At 55.9% G+C, this 18,965-nt stretch carries 21 protein-coding genes; 17 read left to right on the top strand and 4 right to left on the bottom strand.

What is annotated here, in order from left to right; genetic code table 11:
• Window positions 1-15 precede the first annotated feature (15 nt).
• On the top strand, window positions 16-270 hold the full coding sequence (locus tag NSS83_RS08250; RefSeq protein ID WP_341348024.1) for a hypothetical protein: 255 nt from the start codon (window positions 16-18) through the stop codon (window positions 268-270).
• A 72-nt stretch (window positions 271-342) separates the two neighbouring features.
• On the opposite strand, the gene NSS83_RS08245 is transcribed toward NSS83_RS08250, so the two are convergent.
• Window positions 343-912 (bottom strand): thymidine kinase, encoded by a 570-nt coding sequence (locus tag NSS83_RS08245; RefSeq protein ID WP_341348023.1) that lies wholly within the window; start codon window positions 910-912, stop codon window positions 343-345.
• A 182-nt stretch (window positions 913-1,094) separates the two neighbouring features.
• Here NSS83_RS08245 and NSS83_RS08240 point away from each other — a divergent pair, with 182 nt between their 5' ends.
• Genes NSS83_RS08240 through NSS83_RS08230 form a run of 3 tightly spaced genes read left to right on the top strand, consistent with a single transcriptional unit; the run spans window position 1,095 to window position 4,893 of the window.
• A complete protein-coding gene (locus NSS83_RS08240; RefSeq protein ID WP_340752771.1) occupies window positions 1,095-1,304 on the top strand; it encodes a hypothetical protein in 210 nt (69 codons plus the stop codon).
• Window positions 1,305-1,322: 18 nt separating this feature from the next.
• Window positions 1,323-3,065, top strand: a complete 1,743-nt coding sequence (locus tag NSS83_RS08235) for an ABC transporter ATP-binding protein (RefSeq protein WP_341348022.1) — start codon at window positions 1,323-1,325, stop codon at window positions 3,063-3,065.
• Entirely contained in the window at window positions 3,046-4,893 is a 1,848-nt protein-coding gene (locus tag NSS83_RS08230; protein ID WP_341348021.1) for an ABC transporter ATP-binding protein, read from the top strand. The genes NSS83_RS08235 and NSS83_RS08230 overlap by 20 nt, the downstream gene beginning before the upstream one ends.
• Window positions 4,894-5,021: 128 nt before the next feature.
• On the opposite strand, the gene NSS83_RS08225 is transcribed toward NSS83_RS08230, so the two are convergent.
• Window positions 5,022-5,327, bottom strand: coding sequence for a DUF2627 domain-containing protein (locus NSS83_RS08225; RefSeq protein WP_341184875.1), 306 nt, complete (start codon window positions 5,325-5,327; stop codon window positions 5,022-5,024).
• 167 nt (window positions 5,328-5,494) lie between these two features.
• Between NSS83_RS08225 and lpdA the strand changes: the two genes are divergently transcribed.
• The 5 genes from lpdA (at window position 5,495) to lipB (ending at window position 11,844) form a co-directional block, all read left to right on the top strand.
• The gene (gene lpdA / locus NSS83_RS08220) at window positions 5,495-6,916 is read left to right on the top strand and encodes a dihydrolipoyl dehydrogenase (RefSeq protein ID WP_341348020.1); all 1,422 of its coding nucleotides are present in this window, start codon (window positions 5,495-5,497) and stop codon (window positions 6,914-6,916) included.
• A 294-nt stretch (window positions 6,917-7,210) separates the two neighbouring features.
• Window positions 7,211-8,242 (top strand): thiamine pyrophosphate-dependent dehydrogenase E1 component subunit alpha, encoded by a 1,032-nt coding sequence (locus NSS83_RS08215; protein WP_076086471.1) that lies wholly within the window; start codon window positions 7,211-7,213, stop codon window positions 8,240-8,242.
• Between the two features lie 3 nt (window positions 8,243-8,245).
• Window positions 8,246-9,232: an alpha-ketoacid dehydrogenase subunit beta gene (locus NSS83_RS08210; RefSeq protein WP_036698320.1), complete on the top strand. Its 987-nt coding sequence runs from the start codon at window positions 8,246-8,248 to the stop codon at window positions 9,230-9,232.
• Between the two features lie 368 nt (window positions 9,233-9,600).
• Window positions 9,601-11,052, top strand: coding sequence for a dihydrolipoamide acetyltransferase family protein (locus NSS83_RS08205; RefSeq protein ID WP_341184878.1), 1,452 nt, complete (start codon window positions 9,601-9,603; stop codon window positions 11,050-11,052).
• Window positions 11,053-11,112: 60 nt separating this feature from the next.
• A complete protein-coding gene (lipB, locus tag NSS83_RS08200) occupies window positions 11,113-11,844 on the top strand; it encodes a lipoyl(octanoyl) transferase LipB (protein ID WP_341348019.1) in 732 nt (243 codons plus the stop codon).
• On the opposite strand, the gene prli42 is transcribed toward lipB, so the two are convergent.
• Window positions 11,841-11,942, bottom strand: a complete 102-nt coding sequence (prli42, locus tag NSS83_RS08195; protein WP_143803916.1) for a stressosome-associated protein Prli42 — start codon at window positions 11,940-11,942, stop codon at window positions 11,841-11,843. The two genes, lipB and prli42, sit on opposite strands and share 4 nt — an antisense overlap.
• A 99-nt stretch (window positions 11,943-12,041) precedes the next feature.
• Between prli42 and NSS83_RS08190 the strand changes: the two genes are divergently transcribed.
• Window positions 12,042-13,169 carry a M20/M25/M40 family metallo-hydrolase gene (locus NSS83_RS08190; RefSeq protein ID WP_341184879.1) on the top strand — a complete coding sequence of 376 codons (1,128 nt, stop codon included), beginning with the start codon at window positions 12,042-12,044 and terminating at the stop codon, window positions 13,167-13,169.
• Window positions 13,170-13,434: 265 nt separating this feature from the next.
• Here NSS83_RS08190 and NSS83_RS08185 read toward each other — a convergent pair whose 3' ends face one another.
• The gene (locus NSS83_RS08185; RefSeq protein ID WP_156949694.1) at window positions 13,435-13,608 is read right to left on the bottom strand and encodes a hypothetical protein; all 174 of its coding nucleotides are present in this window, start codon (window positions 13,606-13,608) and stop codon (window positions 13,435-13,437) included.
• A gap of 77 nt (window positions 13,609-13,685) precedes the next feature.
• On the opposite strand from NSS83_RS08185, the gene NSS83_RS08180 reads away from it, so the two are divergent.
• The 7 genes from NSS83_RS08180 (at window position 13,686) to xerD (ending at window position 18,867) form a co-directional block, all read left to right on the top strand.
• Window positions 13,686-14,258, top strand: a complete 573-nt coding sequence (locus NSS83_RS08180) for an NUDIX hydrolase (protein ID WP_051493868.1) — start codon at window positions 13,686-13,688, stop codon at window positions 14,256-14,258.
• Entirely contained in the window at window positions 14,249-15,442 is a 1,194-nt protein-coding gene (locus NSS83_RS08175) for an endonuclease Q family protein (RefSeq protein WP_341348018.1), read from the top strand. The genes NSS83_RS08180 and NSS83_RS08175 overlap by 10 nt, the downstream gene beginning before the upstream one ends.
• Before the next feature lie 67 nt (window positions 15,443-15,509).
• On the top strand, window positions 15,510-16,145 hold the full coding sequence (gene spoIIM / locus NSS83_RS08170) for a stage II sporulation protein M (RefSeq protein WP_341184881.1): 636 nt from the start codon (window positions 15,510-15,512) through the stop codon (window positions 16,143-16,145).
• Window positions 16,146-16,349: 204 nt separating this feature from the next.
• A complete protein-coding gene (locus tag NSS83_RS08165; RefSeq protein ID WP_036698309.1) occupies window positions 16,350-16,817 on the top strand; it encodes a Fur family transcriptional regulator in 468 nt (155 codons plus the stop codon).
• Window positions 16,818-17,021: 204 nt separating this feature from the next.
• Entirely contained in the window at window positions 17,022-17,147 is a 126-nt protein-coding gene (locus NSS83_RS08160) for a hypothetical protein (RefSeq protein WP_341348017.1), read from the top strand.
• A 452-nt stretch (window positions 17,148-17,599) separates the two neighbouring features.
• The gene (locus NSS83_RS08155; RefSeq protein ID WP_341348016.1) at window positions 17,600-17,833 is read left to right on the top strand and encodes a DUF4227 family protein; all 234 of its coding nucleotides are present in this window, start codon (window positions 17,600-17,602) and stop codon (window positions 17,831-17,833) included.
• 140 nt (window positions 17,834-17,973) lie between these two features.
• Window positions 17,974-18,867, top strand: coding sequence for a site-specific tyrosine recombinase XerD (gene xerD / locus NSS83_RS08150; RefSeq protein ID WP_341348015.1), 894 nt, complete (start codon window positions 17,974-17,976; stop codon window positions 18,865-18,867).
• Window positions 18,868-18,965 lie beyond the last annotated feature (98 nt).

Genomic DNA, 18,965 nt, shown 5'->3' with positions numbered 1-18,965 from the left:
AGGGAGGTGACGCATGTGGGCTTTCTTAGAGGCATCTGGCATTTCTTTGTCCCTCGTGAGCGCACATTAGTGTACACTACTTTCGATCAGGGGCAATATTTCCGGGTCAAAAGCCGCCTTGCGGCAGAGGGCATCCCGCACCGTTCCCGGATTAACGGCGGGATGAGAGAGACAACACGGCGTGCTAACTTCGGCGGAAAGGCTACGGTACAGCATGAACTGTTCGTCCGCAAGGAGGATGAGCATAAGGCGCTTCAAGCGATTCAATAGACGGGAGAACAAACAACGCATTCCGGCCGGATTAGGGCTGGAGTGCGTTTTAATGTTGTATATTAGGGTATTTTACAATGGAGGATTCTTGTGGCATTTACGGCAGACCGGGTAATAGGCTTCATTGCCGCCGATCTGGATCTGTTTGCCGCTGTATACCGGCTTGCCGTTCTCGACGCGCAGCGCCATGGTGGCTTTCCGTGCGCAGAACCAGCAGATGGTCTTCATTTCTTCAATCTTGTCAGCGTAGATCAGCATATATTTGCTGCCTTCGAACAGATTGTTCTGGAAATCGTTTTTGAGGCCGAAGGCCATCACCGGAATGTCCAGCTCATCCACAATGCGCACCAGCTGCAGGATGCAGTCCTTGCTCAGGAACTGGCACTCGTCGATCAGCACACAGTGGGGCTTCGGCAGACTGCTGCTGACCATGCTGAAAATATCGGTCTGCTCGTCGATAGGAATGGCCTGCTTGCGCAGTCCGATCCGGGAGGAGATGTATCCCACTTCATCCCGGTTATCAATGGAAGGTGTGAAGAGGAGCACCGACTTGCCCTGCTCTTCATAATTATGGGCAACCTTGAGAATCTCAATGGATTTGCCGCTGTTCATAGCTCCATACCTGAAAAATAATTGTGCCACGTCCATCTGTCCTTTCACTGTTCAGCTAATCTGCTACACGACCAAAAAATCGACCTTACTAGAGTATCATACTCGGGGCCGGAGTAGCCAGTGCAAACATTGTTTCCGCCCGGGATGTGCTATAATAAACGCAATTGTGTCTTCAGCAGGAGAATATAGTGAACAGAAGGGAAGTTAGTCAGGTGACAGAGAAATTGGAGCAATATAAGGAACGGATTAATGCACTGCGGGAGAAGGGGGAGCTTATCCCGGGTACGGAGAATTTACTGGAAGACATGCTGGCCGAGCTCACTGAGCTGAACCGCAGCAACAAGGCACTGCGCCGGGTCATTTTGAAGTCGGGACAAGGCTCTGCCATGTCTACCCGCCTGCGGGATGCGCTCTACGAATAAGCAAATGGGGTATCTTCGATGAAGCTAATGTTGACTTTTCTTAAAAAATACCGGGTCGCTGCCATTGCCGCGCTGGTCATGATGCTGATTGAGCTGGCCGTGGAGCTGTCGCAGCCGCTGCTGATCTCCAAAATCATTGATGACGGTATCCGGCAACAGGACACGGCTGTCGTCTGGCTGTGGGGCGGTGTGCTGGTCGGGAGTGCCGCTGTGGCATTTGTGGCGGGAATACTCAGCTCCTTTTTTGCGTCGCATACCAGTCAGGGGTTCGCGTTCGACCTGCGTGACGAACTGTATGAAAAGGTACAGTCGTTCTCTTACGATATTTTTAGCCGCTTCCCTACCTCATCCCTGATCACCCGCCTTACTGGGGATGTAACACAAATACAGGATACGATATTCATGGGGCTGCGGTTCATGACCCGTATTCCGCTGGTTGTGATCGGAAGCGTGATTATGGCGCTTGTTGTACATATCAAGCTGGGATTGCTGCTGACCGTGACCCTGCCGTTCTTGGTGATATTTATGATCTGGCTGATGCGCAGGGCGTCCGAGCTGTTCCGCAATGTGCAGACGAGGCTTGACGGCGTGAATGGTGTTATTCAGGAGAATCTGACCGGAATCCGGCTGATCCGTGTATTTGTGCGGATGGGCCATGAGATCGGGCGGTTCGCGACGTTCAGCGGAGAGCTGATGAGATCGACTGTTGCTGCGCTGAGGCTCACCGAGACCTCAACACCGTTCATTATGATCATCGTCAATGCCGGGATTTTGGCCGTGCTGTGGTTTGGGCGTATTGAGATCTCTGCAGGGGATGCTACGCTGGGCCAGACGGTTGCTGTCATTAACTATTCGCTGCGTACGATGGGAGCGCTGTCAGCGCTCTCCTGGATCATGGTAAGCTTCTCCCGCGCACGGGCATCATCCGGACGGATCGCTGAAGTGATGGCGGCAAGTGAAGGTCCTGGCGAGCTGGGCATGACTTCAGGAGAAGGTATAACGTCGGCTGTCCAAGGCAAGGTTGAATTCCAGCAGGTCAGCTTCAGCTATCCCGGCAGTGACATTAAGGTGCTGGAGGACATCTCCTTCTCGGTGCAGCCGGGTGAACGTGTGGCGATTATGGGCGCGACCGGCTCAGGCAAAACCTCTCTGGTAACGCTGATTCCCCGGCTGTATGAATGCGGCAGCGGCAGCATCCTGGTGGACGGACAGAAGCATACGGAGATGGATATGCAGACCTTACGGGGCTCGATTGGCTATGTACCGCAGGAGGTGCTCCTGTTCACCGGCTCGATCCGGGAGAATATAGCCTGGGGGAATGCAGCGGCGAGTCAGGCAGAGATTGAGCAGGCAGCGGCGGCAGCGCAGATTCATGACACGGTTGCGGCGCTGCCGCAAGGCTACGATACTGCCCTCGGGCAACGCGGAGTCAATCTGTCGGGCGGGCAGAAGCAGCGTCTGAGCATTGCGCGGGCGCTGGTGCGCAGACCGGCGATTCTGATTCTGGATGACAGCACCAGTGCGCTTGATGCGGTGACGGAGGGACTTTTGCTGGCAGAATTGAAGAAGTTGTCCTGCACGACCTTCCTGATCACACAGAAAATCAGCTCAACCGCCTCGGCGGATCTGATTCTGCTGCTGGACGAAGGACGGCTGATTGCGCAGGGGACCCATTCCGAGCTAATGGATGAGTCCGCGCTGTACCGCAAAATCTATCAATCGCAGACAGGGGAGGCGCAGCATGTTCAAAGCACTCATTGAGCCGTTCCGCTATCCGAAGCTGGAGGTAGGCCACGGCGAAGCCAAAATCTTCGGGGCGATGGGCAGCCGGAAGCCGAAGGCGAAGGCCAAGAACTGGTCGGGCACACTAGGCCGCATATGGACGTATCTCGCCGAACGCCGGACAAAGCTGATCTTAGTGCTGTTCATGGTTCTGCTAAGCTCAGCCTTGTCCCTCCTTGGACCTTACCTGATCAGCCGGGCAGTGGACGATTATCTCGGCGGGGAGGGCGGCAGAACGTGGGCTGTCTTCCTGCTGGTTCTGGCGCTCGTCTACCTGCTGAATTCTCTGGTCTCCTGGCTGCAAAATGTCTGGATGATCGAGGTGGCCCAGGAGACGGTCTACCGGATGCGGACCGATCTGTTCTCGCACCTGCACCGCCTGCCGATCTCCTTCTTCAACCGCAGGCAGCAGGGGGAGATTATGAGCCGTCTGACCAATGATATTGAGAATATCAGCTCGACGCTGAACAGCTCGGCGATTCAGATCTTTTCCAGTATTCTGACGCTGGTGGGAACGGTGGGCGTCATGCTGTGGCTAAGCCCGCTGCTGACGCTGCTGACCTTCATTGTGGTGCCGCTGATGATGCTGGGCATGCGCTGGATTACCCGGCGTACCGGCCCGCTCTTCAAGGAGCGGCAGCGGAACATGGGGGAGCTGAACGGGTTCATTGAAGAGACCTTGTCCGGGCAGCGGATTATCAAAGCCTTCTCGCAGGAGGAGCGGGTAATTACCGGCTTCAGAGAGCGTAATAGACGGATTATGCTGTCGGGGTATTGGGCGCAATCGATTTCGGGCTTCATTCCCAAGCTGATGAATGGTCTGAACAATCTGAGCTTTGCCATCGTGGCCGGAGTCGGGGGGCTGCTGGCGATCCGCGGGCTGGTGACAGTGGGGATTATTATTGCTTTTGCCGAATATGCCCGCCAGTTCACCCGGCCGCTGAATGATCTCGCGAACCAGTGGAATACCTTGCTATCAGCTATCGCCGGTGCGGAGCGCGTTTTCGAGGTGTTGGATGAGGAGACGGAGGCCCGGGATGAAGGCGAGGCGGTGAAGCTGGAACATGTGGAGGGAGCCGTAAAGTTCACGGATGTGTCCTTCTCTTATGAAGGTGGCGCCGATACGCTCCAGGGAATTACGTTCGAGGCGAAGCCCGGAGAGATGATTGCGCTGGTTGGACCTACCGGTGCCGGCAAAACAACGCTAATCGGCCTGCTGTCCCGCTTCTACGACCCAAGTCGTGGCAGTATTACGCTGGACGGGCGGGAGCTGTCAACGGTCACCCGCGAGAGTCTGCGCAGCCATATGGCCTTCGTCCTCCAGGACTCCTTCCTGTTCAAAGGCACAATCCGCGATAATATCCGCTACGGCCGGCTGGGTGCAACCGATGAAGAGGTGGAGGAGGCCGCGAAGCTGGCCAATGCCCATGCCTTCATCATGAGACTTCAAGATGGGTACGACCGGATGCTGTCTGTGGACGGCAGCGGCATCAGCCAGGGACAGAAGCAACTCTTGGCTATTGCCCGGGCAATTTTGGCGAATCCGTCCATGCTGGTGCTGGATGAGGCGACAAGCAGCATCGATACGGTGACTGAGATTAAGATTCAGGAAGGGCTCCAGGCGCTGATGCGCGGGAGGACCAGCTTCGTCATCGCTCACCGGCTGGGCACGATCCGTGCGGCCGACCGCATCCTGGTGCTTGAGGGCGGACGCCTGCTTCAGCAGGGCTCGCACGAGGAGCTGCTTCAGCAGGGCGGCCTCTACAGCGAGCTGGTGCGGGGGAGCAAGGAAGCGGCTGGAGAGTGAATGAGCGCTGAGTGAGAGAGCGGGCGTGTCCAGCAGGTAACTCATAGCGGGTGATCAATAACCAACAGGGGATGCTTCAGCAGCCGGTTCGTTCATGGCTTGAGACATCCCCTGTTTCAGTTGTAGGATTAGGAGCGGGCTTCGGTGGACGGGGGCTGCTGCGTTTGCTGCTTCTCCCGGAAGCGGGGGCCTACGTAGTTCTTTTTGCGGTCTCGGGTTAGAATCCAGCCGCCGAGGAAGGTCATGCCCGCCAGGAATAAGAGCAGTCCGCCGCCGAAATGCAGCCACGCAAATTTGGGAATAGCAGTCTCATCGCCATGCATGGCGAAATAATTGAACAGATCATCTTTCATCATCAGGAAGCCCGTCATGGCCAGGAGGCCGGGGATTACCAGAATAAGGATGGCAATGAAGCGTGAAATTAGCAGTTTCATCACAGTCGCTCCTCTTCGCAGCCGTTTGAATTCACCCATATGATAACGCTTTAACCTGCAAAAGTCCATGAATACATGACGTTTGTAGGTTTTGTATTACTCCCGAAAGAGAGTACAATATAATAGATTGAACTGAATTCAAGAGGAATGACTGGAGGATACATATCATGACAATGACCTGTGATGTAGCGATACTTGGCGGTGGCACCGGCGGTTATGTAGCAGCGATCCGCGCTGCGCAGCTGGGCAAATCCGTTATCGTTATTGAAATGGACAAGCTGGGCGGAACCTGCCTGCACCGCGGCTGTATTCCCAGCAAATCACTGCTGCGCAGTGCAGAGGTATTGGCTGAAATCAACGAGAGCGAAAGCTACGGTATAGAGACTACGGGCACTAAGCTGGTATTCCCCAAAGTACAGCAGCGCAAGGAAGCAGTAGTGGAGCAGCTTCATCAAGGGGTGCAGTATCTGATGCGCAAGCACAAGATTCAGGTACTGAAGGGCAAAGGCCGGATTATCGGTCCTTCGATCTTCTCTCCCCGAAGCGGCGCAGTGGCTGTGGAGCTGGAGAATGGCGAGATGGAGACCGTGGTCTCTACGAATCTCATTATCGCTACCGGCTCGCGCCCGCGCGTTCTGCCGGGCCTTGTGCCCGACGGCAAGGTAATTCTGAGCAGTGAGGAAGCGCTGACGCTTACGGAGCTGCCGGAATCGATCATTATCGTAGGCGGCGGAGTGATTGGTGTAGAGTGGGCGTCGATGCTGGCTGATTTTGGTGTACAGGTGACTGTTGTCGAGACAGCCGGACAGCTTTTGCCGCAGGAGGACGAAGAGGTGGCCCGCGAGCTGCTGCGCCTGCTGAAGAAACGCGGAGTCCGGGTGCTCACCGGAACAACGGTGGATGCCGAGACCTGCACGGTGTCAGAGACAGGAATTACGATTGAAGCCCGCAAGGGGGAGCAGAGCCAGAGCCTGTCGGCTGACAAGCTGCTCGTATCCGTGGGACGCGTAGCGAATATTGAGAATCTCGGGCTTGAAAATACAGATATCCGCTTCGACACAGGTGTCATTGCGGTAAATGCCAATATGCAGACGGGTGAACCGCATATCTATGCGATTGGCGATTGTATCGGCGGACTGCAGCTGGCTCATGCTGCCAGCCATGAGGGCATCCGTGCCGTCAACCATCTGGCCGGTGAAGCGCTCCATCCGTATGAAGCCCATCTGGTTCCGCGCTGTGTCTATACACGGCCGGAAGTGGCAAGTGTCGGCTACACGGAGAAGGAAGCGAAGCAGCTCGGCCGTGAGACGGTGACCGGGAAGTTCCCGTTCTCCGCGATCGGCAAAGCCATTGTCTATGGCATGAAGGACGGCTTCGTGAAGGTAGTAGCGGACGCGAAGAACGGGGATATTCTCGGCGTGCAGATGATCGGCCCGCATGTGACCGATCTGATCGGTGAAGCGGCGCTGGCACAGATCCTGGATGCCACACCTTGGGAGGTCGGGGAGGCTGTACATGCCCATCCGACACTGTCGGAGGTTCTGGGCGAGGCGATGCTGGCGGTAGATGGAAGAGCAATCGGATTCTAGCGTGCGATAGAGAGCTTAACAAGAAGGCCGGAGGGAGCGGAAGGCGCGTACTGCGCCAATATCGCTCCATACCGGCTATATTTGTTCGTTTCCAGTGCTTCTGCATGGCGGAGGGATTTTGGCTTTTCTTTTTGCCGGGAAAACGATTATAATGAATTTAGTACCTGGTGATAGGATCAGGGCATATATAATAATATTAAGGTCAATCCGCCTGGCGGACGCGTCCTGAACCGGTTAGAGATAGCGGGGGCTGGAAGCTGGCGCCGGCAATACTTTCAAGGAGGTACCTCTTATATGGAATCCCAAGGTACTGTAGACACCGTTAACAGACATAAGCAGCTTGGACTCACAGACGGCCAGGTTATCGATATGTACAGATTCATGCAGCTCGGACGAAAATATGATGAACGCAGTCTGTTGTTACAGCGTGCGGGCAAGATCAATTTCCATGTATCCGGCATCGGGCAGGAGGCGGCACAGGTTGCGGCGGCATTTGCACTGGACCGGGAGAACGACTATTTCCTTCCGTATTACCGGGATTATGCATTTGTCCTCTCTGTTGGAATGACCACGCGCGAGCTGATGCTGTCCGTGTTCGCCAAGGCGGAAGATCCGAACAGCGGCGGCCGGCAGATGCCAGGCCACTTCGGCAGCAAGCGCCTGCGGATTGTAACGGGCTCCAGCCCGGTCACGACCCAGGTTCCGCATGCAGCAGGCTTCGCGCTGGCGGCGAAGATGCAGAAGAAGAAGTTCGTCTCCTTCGTCACCTTCGGGGAAGGCTCCAGCAACCAGGGGGATTTCCATGAAGCGTGTAACTTTGCCGGTGTGAATAAGCTGCCTATGATTATTTTTTGCCAGAACAATCAGTATGCGATCTCGATTCCGGCCCACAAGCAGCTTGGCGGCAAGGTCAGCGACCGTGCGCTTGGCTACGGTTTCCCCGGCATCCGGGTGGACGGCAATGATCCGCTGGAGGTGTACCGCGTGGTGAAGGAAGCCCGCGAACGGGCGCTGGCCGGAGAAGGCCCGACCCTGATTGAAGCAATGATGTACCGCCTGTCGCCGCACTCCACCTCGGATAACGATCTGGCTTACCGGACGCAGGAGGAAGTCGATGAGAACTGGGCAAAAGACGGCATCGCCGCGTTCCGCACCTATCTTACCGGACTCGGTCTATGGAGTGACGAGCAGGAGCGTGATCTGGCTGCCGAATATAATCTTGAACTGAAAGAAGCTATAACCTACGCGGAGAATGCGCCGTTCCCGAAACCGGAAGATACGCTGCTGCATGTCTACGATGAATCCGGCCTGAAGGGGGGCGCTTAAGCCATGGCGATGATGGAATATATCGATGCAATCCGGCTGGCGATGAAGGAAGAGATGGAGCGCGATGAGTCAGTGTTCGTGCTGGGTGAGGATGTCGGCGTGAAGGGCGGCGTCTTCACAACGACCAAAGGCTTGCAGGAGCAGTTCGGCGCAGAACGGGTGCTGGACACACCGCTTGCGGAATCTGCCATTGCAGGTGTGGCCATCGGTGCCGCGATGTACGGCATGAAGCCGATTGCCGAGATGCAGTACTCGGATTTCATGCTGCCCGCAACGAACCAGATTATCAGTGAAGCAGCCAAAATCCGTTACCGTTCCAATAATGACTGGAACTGTCCGGTCGTCATCCGTGCGCCGATCGGCGGCGGCATCTTCGGCGGGCTGTACCATTCGCAGTGCCCGGAGTCGATCTTCTTCGGCACGCCGGGACTTAAGATTGTGGCTCCTTATTCGGCAGCAGATGCCAAGGGCCTGCTCAAGGCGGCTGTCCGTGATCCTGATCCGGTGCTGTTCTTCGAGAACAAGAAATGCTACAAGCTGATCAAGGGCGATGTGCCGGAAGGCGACTACACCGTGCCGATTGGTGAAGCGAATCTGCTGCGTGAAGGCAGCGATATTACGGTGATCGGGTATAGCTTGCCGCTGCATTTTGCGATGCAGGCAGCGGAGGAGCTGGAGAAGGAGCATGGCGTCACCGCACATATCCTGGATCTGCGTACCCTCCAGCCGCTGGACCGCGAGGCGATTATTGCCGCTGTCCGGCAGACCGGCAAGGTGCTGATTGTCCATGAGGACAACAAGACCGGAGGTATCGGCGCTGAAGTGGCGGCGATTATCGCCGAGCACTGTCTGTTCGACCTCGATGCCCCGATCTTCCGCCTGTGCGGACCTGATGTTCCGGCGATGCCGATCTCACCGCCGATGGAGAAATTCTTCCTGCTCAGCAAGGACAAGGTCAAGGCTGAAATGCTGCGTCTGGCGCAGTACTAAGTTAAATAATTTATCCTTCCGGGACACCGTGACCCGGGCCCGGGCAAGAATGTTGCAGAATGTGCAACTTGGATATGAAATATACAGTGAATTGGGAAGAATGCTGCACGAAATACAACAATATGTCCGCTCAGCCAACCGAATGAAGAGAATTGCTGCGTTTTGAGCAACATTTTTGATTTTGGGCAGATTTGTATGAGCGAATGTTGTATTAAGTGCAGGATTTCATGGCTGGCTTTCGAAGCCAGTTTTGTACGAAGCAAATTCAAGAAGTCCACGCTTACCAAACTAAGCCTATGCTTCCGAAGCAGTTTTGTACGAACTAAATTCAAGAAGTCCACGCTTACAAAACTTTAAGGAGTGACATTATGTCTGACAATACAACGCTGACGGATGTAATTATGCCGCAGCTGGCTGAATCGCTGGTATCGGCGACCATCGGGAAATGGCTGAAGCAGCCGGGCGATTCGATAGAGCAATATGAGCCGATCTGCGAGCTGATTACGGATAAGGTGAACGCGGAGCTGCCTGCAACGGTAGACGGCACGCTGGTCGAGCTGCTGGCCGAGGAGGGCCAGACGGTCAGCGTCGGCGAGATCATCGCCCGCATCGCTGTGGCTGGCTCAGCCGCGCCAGCCGCTGCGGCCCCGTCACCGGCAGCTTCCGGTGACGCCCCAGCCCCTGCCGCTGCCCCGGCTGCGGCATCTGGCACTGCCCCGCAGGCGGCCCACGCCGCCGCGCGGCCGCCCGTGCCCGCTGCGGCTTATGACGCCGCAGCTCCAATGCGCGCCCGGTACTCTCCGGCTGTGCAGTCGCTGGCCGCCGAGCACGGCATCAACCTGGCGGCCGTGCCGGGCACCGGCCTGGGCGGACGTATCACACGCAAGGATGTGCTCACGTTCCTTGCAAGCGGTGCGGCCGCCGTTCAGCCGCCGGCATCCGCTGTAGCCCCTGCCGCAGCGCCCGTGCCTGACACGGCTCCTGCTGCCGCTGTACCCGCAGCGCAGCAGCCTGTGCTCCAGCCTGTGCCGGACGCACTTCAGCCGGTCCGCAACTCCGGCCTGCACCTTAGCGAATCACCGAAGATTCCGACGATTGAGATCGAAGGCGGACGGGGCAGCAGCTCGGAATATCTGATCGATGTTACGCCGATCCGTAATACGATTGCTACCAGAATGCGCCAGAGCGTCTCGGAGATCCCGCATGCCTGGACGATGATCGAGGTCGATGTGACCAATCTGGTGGTGCTGCGCAACAAGCTGAAGGATGAGTTCAAGCGCAAGGAAGGGATCAACCTGACTTATCTCGCTTTTTTGATGAAGGCTGTGGTTAGTGCGATCAAGGATTACCCGATCATGAACTCCGTCTGGGCCGTGGACAAAATCATCGTCAAACGCGACATCAACATCTCGCTGGCCGTAGGCACAGAGGATTCGGTTATGACGCCGGTCATCAAAAAAGCCGATCAGAAGAATGTCGCCGGGCTGGCCCGCGAGATCGACGAACTGGCACTGAAGACACGGGAGGGCAAGCTGCGCCTGGATGATATGCAGGGCGGCACGTTCACGGTGAACAACACCGGTTCGTTCGGCTCGATTCTGTCTTATCCAATCATCAACTATCCGCAGGCAGCGATTCTCACTTTTGAATCCATTGTCAAAAAGCCTGTCGTCATCAATGATATGATTGCCGTTCGTTCGATGGCGAATATCTGTCTGTCGCTGGATCACCGGATTCTGGACGGAGTCATCAGCGGACGGTTCCTGCAGCGCGTGAAGGATAATGTGGAAGGCTACACCCCGGAGACGAAGCTCTACTAAGTAAGGCGGCTGCGGACCCCTGGAACAGGGAGAATGAGAAGCAAAGGGGAACTTACGATCATGGAGAACCTGAACCTAAGCAAACTTACAGTTACCATTCTTCCGCTGATGGAGTACGGGGCGGCCTGGGAGCTGCAAAAGGAAGCGGTGCATGCGATTGACGCGGGCACCGCTTCCGAGCAGCTGATTCTTTTGCAGCATCCGCCCACGTACACCATCGGTTCGCAGAATCATCCGGAGCATTTGCTCCTCAGCGGGGAACAGCTCAGACAGCAGGGCATTGCGCTGTTTGAGATTGACCGCGGGGGAGATATTACATATCATGGGCCCGGCCAGCTGGTCGGTTACCCGCTTTTGAAGCTGGGCGAGCACGGCAAGGTTGATCTGCACGGTTATCTGCGCAAGCTGGAGTCGGTGATTATTGCGTATCTGGAGGCCAATGGAATTACGGGAACCCGCAAGCAGGGGTATACCGGGGTATGGGTCGGTGATGAGAAAATCTGTGCAATCGGCGTCAAGTTCAACAAGTGTAAATTCCGCCGGGGGTTTGTCACCAGTCATGGCTTCGCCTTCAACGTATCGGCCGGGATCGGGCAAAGCGGCTTCACCGGCATTATCCCCTGCGGTATTGCGGAATATGGAGTGACCTCGCTGGAGGAATGCACGGGGCGCGCTATTGACATCGGGACGGTTGCTGAAGAATTGGTGCCTTATTTCCTGGAGCAGTTTCCGTATAGCCAAACAGCGCCCGGGGAACCCGGACGCTGTTACTTAAGTGCTAAGCGTGATTAACCGGCCAAAAACGGCTCGATGACGAACAGCACCGTAGAGGCGATCATAGCGAACAGCATGATGTAGATGATAATGCGGAACCATTTTTGTCGTTGCATGAGTGACTCCTTTGAGATTAGTTTAAGTTATGAGCATGAGCCCACAATTGAACGCAGTACAACCATTGTAACGTATCTGAGAAAGAGAGGGAAGTCCGTATGATATCAGAAGACCGATTGATCCATGAGTTCATGGAGCTTGTCCAGATTGACAGTGAGACCCGGAATGAACGGCAGATTGCCGATGTGCTTAAGGAGAAGTTCAGCAGCCTGGGGCTGAGCGCAGTGGAAGACGATTCGCAGGAGAGAACGGGACACGGAGCCGGCAATCTGTTCGTGACCTGGCCTGCGGACAGCGGAGTGAGCGCGCCGAAGCTGCTGTTCACCTGCCATATGGATACCGTGGTGCCCGGCCAGAAGATCAAGCCAACCCTTGGGGAAGACGGCTGGATTCGAAGCGATGGCAGCACCATTCTTGGGGCGGATGACAAAGCAGGACTGGCTGCCCTGTTCGAGGCCATCCGGGTGATTCAGGAGCAGAAGCTGCCGCACGGCCAGATTCAGTTCGTCATCACGGCAGGCGAAGAGTCGGGGCTGATGGGCGCACGAGCCATGGACCCGGCGAATCTGGATGCAGATATGGGCTTCGCGCTGGATTCCAACGGAGAAGTGGGAGCTATTGCTACCGCCGCACCAGGCGTGGCCCGGATCTCGATGCAGATCTTCGGCAAATCCGCCCATGCAGGCGTGAACCCGGAGGACGGCATCAGCGCCATCCAGGTAGCAAGCAAAGCTATTTCGGCCATGAAGCTGGGACGGATCGACAACGAAACGACAGCGAATATCGGCAAGTTCGCCGGCGGCGGGCCGACGAATGTGGTCTGCGACCATGTGCAGCTGGATGCGGAGGCCCGCAGTATTGTGCAGGAGAAGGTTGACCTTCAGGTGGCCTCCATGCGGGAGGCACTGGAGACAACAGCCCGCGAACACGGGGCGCAGAGTGAATTCCGCAGCGAGACAATCTATCCGGCATTCAGCTTTGGTGCGGGTGATCCGGTCGTTCAACTGGCGGCCCGTGCGGTCACTGCGCAGGGCCTGACCCCCCGCCTGTTCGCTTCCGGCGGCGGCAGTGATGCCAATGTGTTCAACGGCCTGAACGTTCCGGTTGTGAACCTGGCAGTTGGTTACGAGGATATCCATACCACGAAGGAGCGGATCAAGGCTGCAGACATCGTCAAGGTGGCCAGTCTGGTTGTAGCCATTGTGGCCGAGAGCCAGAAGGGCTAAGCCGATAAGAGGCTGTGCAGGGACCCGGCCAGGGCAAGGTTTTTGCTAAAAATATAAGAAGTTATATGTTGCACACGATAACTTATCCTTCTATTTCTCGCTGAAACGGTACCGTCCTTAAAAAGACGGCAAAGCCGTTTCCACTTAGGCGGTCACCTGCCGCTTATGAATAACAATAAAGGAGCTGCTTCCGGGATGATCCGGGAGACAGCTCCTTCTTATACCCTGGAATATCATAGACGCTGACCGGAAGAACGAAGCGGCATTATCCAGCCTTGGAAGCTTTGATCCGCGAATCTGCCTGGAGCAGCAGGATGTAAGAGAGGGGCATATCGCGCCCGTATTGCTTCATCCACCCGGCCATTACGGCCATAATCTGTTCCGGTTTACCTACCATTGTTACTGCGGATGAGCTTGCTTGGACAAGGATGTCATTCATGCCTGCATTCCTTCTTTCTTCATAAGTTTGCTATAATACACCCTATGCATAACGATGCCAAAGGAGACCACAAATCTATGAAAAAAGATGAAATAAACCGCAACCCCGCATTGGATGAAGAAACATTGTCGACGAAGCCGATTTTTGCAGGCCACATTATTTCGCTTCAGGTGGATACTGTGAGACTGCCGGACGGCAATACCGCAACCCGTGAGGTTGTGAAGCATCCTGGAGCTGTAGCTGTGCTCGCTTTGAATCAAGGTAAAATGCTGGTCGTGGAGCAGTACCGTCAGCCGATGCACCGTACCGAGGTGGAGATTCCGGCAGGGAAGCTGGACCCGGGTGAAGATCCGCTGGCGGCTGCGGGCCGTGAGCTTCAGGAGGAGACCGGATTTCATAGCGGGGGGCTGAAGCTGCTGAAGTCTTTCTATACCTCTCCCGGCTTCGCCGACGAGATCATTCACCTCTATGTGACCGAGGATGCCCAGCCGGGCGAGATGGCGCTGGATGAGGATGAGTTCCTGGAGGTCTCCGAGCTGACGCTGGAGGAAGCCTACCAGTACATTGCGGACGGACGTATTGCCGATGCCAAGACGATGATGGCGGTCTATGCCTGGCATCTCTATACGCTGACAGGCCAATGGCACTAGCGGCGGAGCTCAGCAGTGTCTACTGTGATCTGCATGTGCATATCGGACGGACTTCGGAGGGCCAGGCGGTCAAAATCAGCGGCAGCCGTGATCTGACCTTCGCCGGGATTGCCAGGGAGGCAGCGGAGCGCAAGGGGATTGGCCTGATCGGCATTATCGACAGCCACTCTCCGGGTGTGCTGCGGGATATTGCTGCGGCGCTGGATTCCGGTGAGATGACGATAGCCGCAGGCGGCGGAATTGCTTACCGGGGGACGACGATCCTGCTGGGAACCGAGATTGAGATCCGCGAGCCCGGGCGAAAAGAGTGCCATGTCCTGGCCTTCATGCCGGACCTTGGGACGATGGAGGATTTCAGCACCTGGATGAGCGCCCATATGCGTAATGTGAATCTCAGCTCCCAGCGTCTGTACGCCCCTTCCAGGGTGCTTCAGGACGAGATTACCGGGCGGGGCGGGCTGCTGATTCCGGCCCATATTTTCACGCCCCACAAGGGACTCTATGGCTGTGCGGCCGAGCGGATGGCTGAGTTATTCGATCTGGACCGCATCGCGGCGGTGGAGCTTGGCCTCAGTGCGGATTCAGAGATGGCAGGGTATATCTCGGAGCTTGACCGTTACAGCTTCCTGACCAATTCCGATGCTCATTCCCTTGGCAAAATCGGCCGCGAGTACAATGTCATCGAGATGCGGAAGCCCTCCTTCGAGGAGCTGAAGCTTGCGCTCCAGCGCTCGGAAGGACGCAGGGTCAGCGCCAACTTCGGGCTGAATCCCCGGCTGGGCAAATATCACCGGACCTACTGCGGCGGCTGCGGCAGCATCATTGACGAAGCCTACAGCACCTCAGAACGCTGCCCGTATTGCGGCAGTCCTAAGCTGGTCCAGGGGGTACTGGACCGGATTCTGCACATTGCCGACCGTTCGCAGCCGCAGGTTCCGGATTACCGGCCCCCGTACCACTACCAGGTGCCGCTGGAGTTCATTCCCGGCCTCGGCAAGCGTAAGCTGAATCTGCTGCTGGAGGCTTTTGGCACAGAGATGAACATTCTGCACCGTGCTGCGGAAGCCGAGCTTGCCGCTGTAGCGGGGGCAGAGCTGGCGGGGCTGATCGTGCTGGCCCGCAGCGGGCAGCTCGTCCTCTCCTCGGGAGGCGGCGGGACCTACGGCAAGGTGGTCAAGAGCTAAGGACAAGTCATAGATCAGGGCATTCCCTCATATGGTGTAACATGTGACCGGAAAGGGGAATGTCAGGGTGCGCAGTCTAAAGCTGATGGTGAAGGAACAGACGCCTCTTTATATTTTTGTCGCGGTATTATTTCTGGTCGGGGTGGTATTCGGAGCGCTTATCGTCAGTGCGCTAACACTGGATCAGCAGCAGGAGCTGGGCGATTACTTAAGCAACTTCTTCGTGACGGTCGATCAGCAGGGACTGCCTGACGCGCAGGATTCATATTGGAGCATCGCCGCTTTTCATCTGAAGTGGGTCGGCCTGATCTGGGTGCTTGGCTTGTCTGTAATCGGGCTCCCGGGCATTCTGATTCTGGATTTCCTCAAAGGTGTGCTGATCGGCTTCACCGTCGGCACGCTGGTCAGCCAATATTCCTGGCACGGCATGCTGTTCGCCCTGGTCTCCGTTGCTCCGCATAATCTGGTGCTGATTCCGGTGCTGCTGGTATGCAGTGCGGCTGCGCTCGGGTTCTCCCTGCTGATGATCCGCAGCCGTGTGCTCGGACAGCAGCGCCGCACGCAGATCACCCATCCGTTCATGATGTACACGCTGCTCTCCCTGGGGATGGCGCTGCTGGTGATGGGAATCTCGGGCTTCGAGGCTTACGTGACTCCGGTGATGATGCGCTGGGTGACGCCGCTGCTGGTGTCAGCCGGGTGAAAGTGAGAAGCAGACAGGAGCAGGGAATCGGCGCCGGTGCTGCGGAGAGAGAGTGGAATATTTTACTAATATGGAGTATTTGTGAACGTGCGGGTCAGCTCCCTCCAGATGCTAAAACCGTTTGACTTCTCAAAGGAAATCCCCCTATAATGGAAGAAGTGGCTTGAAGCCCGGTGTGGTAATTTTCCAAGGGGGAGGCAGACAATGGAAGCCCGAATAGACAAGATTAAGCAACAACTACAATCCCAAGGATACAAGCTTACACCTCAACGGGAAGCGACCTTAAGAGTTCTCCTGGAGAACGAGGATGATCATTTAAGTGCGGAAGATGTATTCATGCTTGTGAAAGAAAAGGCGCCCGAGATCGGTCTTGCCACCGTATATCGTACCCTGGAACTGCTTAGCGAGCTTCATGTCGTGGAGAAGATCAATTTCGGAGACGGTGTGGCCCGCTATGATCTGCGTACGGATACGGCGAAGCATCATCACCATCATTTGATTTGTGTGCAGTGCGGAACGATGGATGAGATTCGTGAGGATTGGCTTGGACCGCTGGAAGAGCGGCTGGAGCAGGAATACAACTTCACGGTGGTTGATCATAGACTTGATTTTCACGGGATATGCCACCGCTGCAAGGACAAGAATCCGGCAGAGGACAATACTCCCGAATAAGCGTATATAGAATGTGGACTTATGAATGCTTCATTGCGAATTTCCTAAGTTCATCTTCAGATGAAAAAGAACCGCGCAAGCTCTCCCCGGCTGAATGGCTGGAGGGGAGCTTTTTGATTGCCTGGAGAGTAGGGAAGCGGGCTGCGGCGGGGGATGAAAGGGATAAATCCCTTTGAACTCGGCTAAAGTGGGCAGGACGAGGGAATGAAGGGGATAAATCCCTTTGAATTGGCTAAAAGCGTGCTGGAAGTGGAAATGAAGGGGATTAATCCCTTTGAATTCGCTGAAAGTGGGCAGGACGAGGAAATGAAGGGGATAAATCCCCTTTGAATTGGCTAAAAGTGTGCTGGACGGGCAGTTGAAGGTGAGTAATGAAGAGCACAAGTGCCCCTGAATTCAGCCAAAGTCGGCTAAACGGGCAAATGAAGAGCACAAGTGCCCCTAAATTCAGCCAAAGTCGGCTAAATGAGTAAATGGGGTGCACAAGTGCACCTGATCCCAGCCAAAGTCGGCTAAGCCAGCAAATAGGGTGCATTAGCGCACCTATTTCGGCTGAGCTGCTTTGGCCGGACTGGGCTGGATGCGCAAAGATCAAAAAATTACTTAACGTACATAACAAGGCCCTCCGGCGCATAAAGTGAAGGACGAGTTCTGCCCGCAACCCTTTTGCCCGCTATCCTTCTATTCGCCGTCCGGCCGCGCGCTTACTCAGGCGCAGCAGAAGGGGAGCATGTGCAGGCTGCTGACGCAGACGCTGATATCATTTTGAGGAGGCTGCCTGGATGATTATTTCTCTGCCCCGCACGGTGCGCCGGCTGTATTTCTTAACGATGCTTGTGGCGGTAAGCTGTGTGCTGTATTATGTTTTGAGCTGGGTTAGCGCTTGGATCAGTCCGGCCCGCAATGCTGAGATTCCGGAAGGCACCGCCGTCCGGGCGTTTCAGGATGTCCAGTACGGGGAACAGGGGATTAGTGCGGGGGATCGCCTGCGCCTTTTTTACTGGTACGGGGAGTAACGGCACGGATTGCAGGATTAAGGGAGAAGTATGTCGAATCAATCTATAGCATGTCATGGAACAACGCTGTTCCGGCTGCTGGACCTAAACCCGCTGCGAAGCCGCATGAAGCAGCCTGAGTCTGACAGGAGCGTGAATTGATGAAGTCATACTTACAGCCGTTTATGCAGTATTTGTCCGGGGACAAAGGATTGTCTCCTAGTACGCTGGAATCCTATGGACGGGATATATCGCAGTTTCTGGAGTTTGCGGAAGAGCGCGGCCTGGACGCGGCAGAAGAGATTAGAAGAACACATATTATGCTGTATTTGGGCGCCCTGCGCGGAGCCGGGAAGGCAGCGGCCACGGTGAACCGGAATACGGTATCGCTGCGCGCTTATTTTCATTTTTTACTGAAGGAACGGCTGATTGTCCAAGATCCTACGCTGGATATGGAAGCCATCAAGCCGAGCCAGAAGCCGCCGATCATACTTAGTATTGAGGAGATCGAGCGTCTGCTGGCTGCTCCTGATGAAGCCGCTCCCCAGGGGATGCGCGATAAGGCCATGCTGGAGCTGCTCTATGCTACGGGTATCCGTGTAACCGAGCTGATCTCGCTGAATGTGGAGGATGTGAATACCTCCTTGCGGTTCGCGCGCTGCAGCGGTGCCTCCGGCAAGGAGCGGGTGGTGCCGATTGGCGTCATCGCTGCGGACTGCGTAGCCCGTTACACCTCGGGGATGCGGGACAAGCTGCTGCGCGTCAATCAGGACGAGCCTGCGCTGTTTCTGAACAGTCTGGGCGGACGGCTGACCCGTCAGGGCTTTTGGAAAATCATCAAAAAATACGCGCGTGAAGCTCAGATTGAGCAGGACATCACACCGCACACCCTGCGCCACTCCTTCGCTGCGCATCTGCTGGAAGGCGGGGCGGACCTGCGCTCCGTGCAGCAGATGCTGGGCCATTCCGATAGTTCGACCACTCAGATTTACAGCGGAATTGCCCGCAAGAATATGAAGGAGGTCTACGAGAATCATCATCCCCGGGCGAAATAGCCGGTTGTACAGGGATGAGGGACCTTAGGAATAACGGGCAGGCGGATTGGATTGGGCCGAAAAGATGCTTTTTGTGAGTAAGAAAGTTATGATGGAAT

The sequence above is a fragment of the Paenibacillus sp. FSL H3-0469 genome, from assembly GCF_038051945.1.
Classification (GTDB): domain Bacteria; phylum Bacillota; class Bacilli; order Paenibacillales; family Paenibacillaceae; genus Paenibacillus_AQ.
The sequence above is the reverse complement of the archived record's forward strand: the minus strand, read 5'-3'. Positions and strand labels throughout refer to the sequence as shown.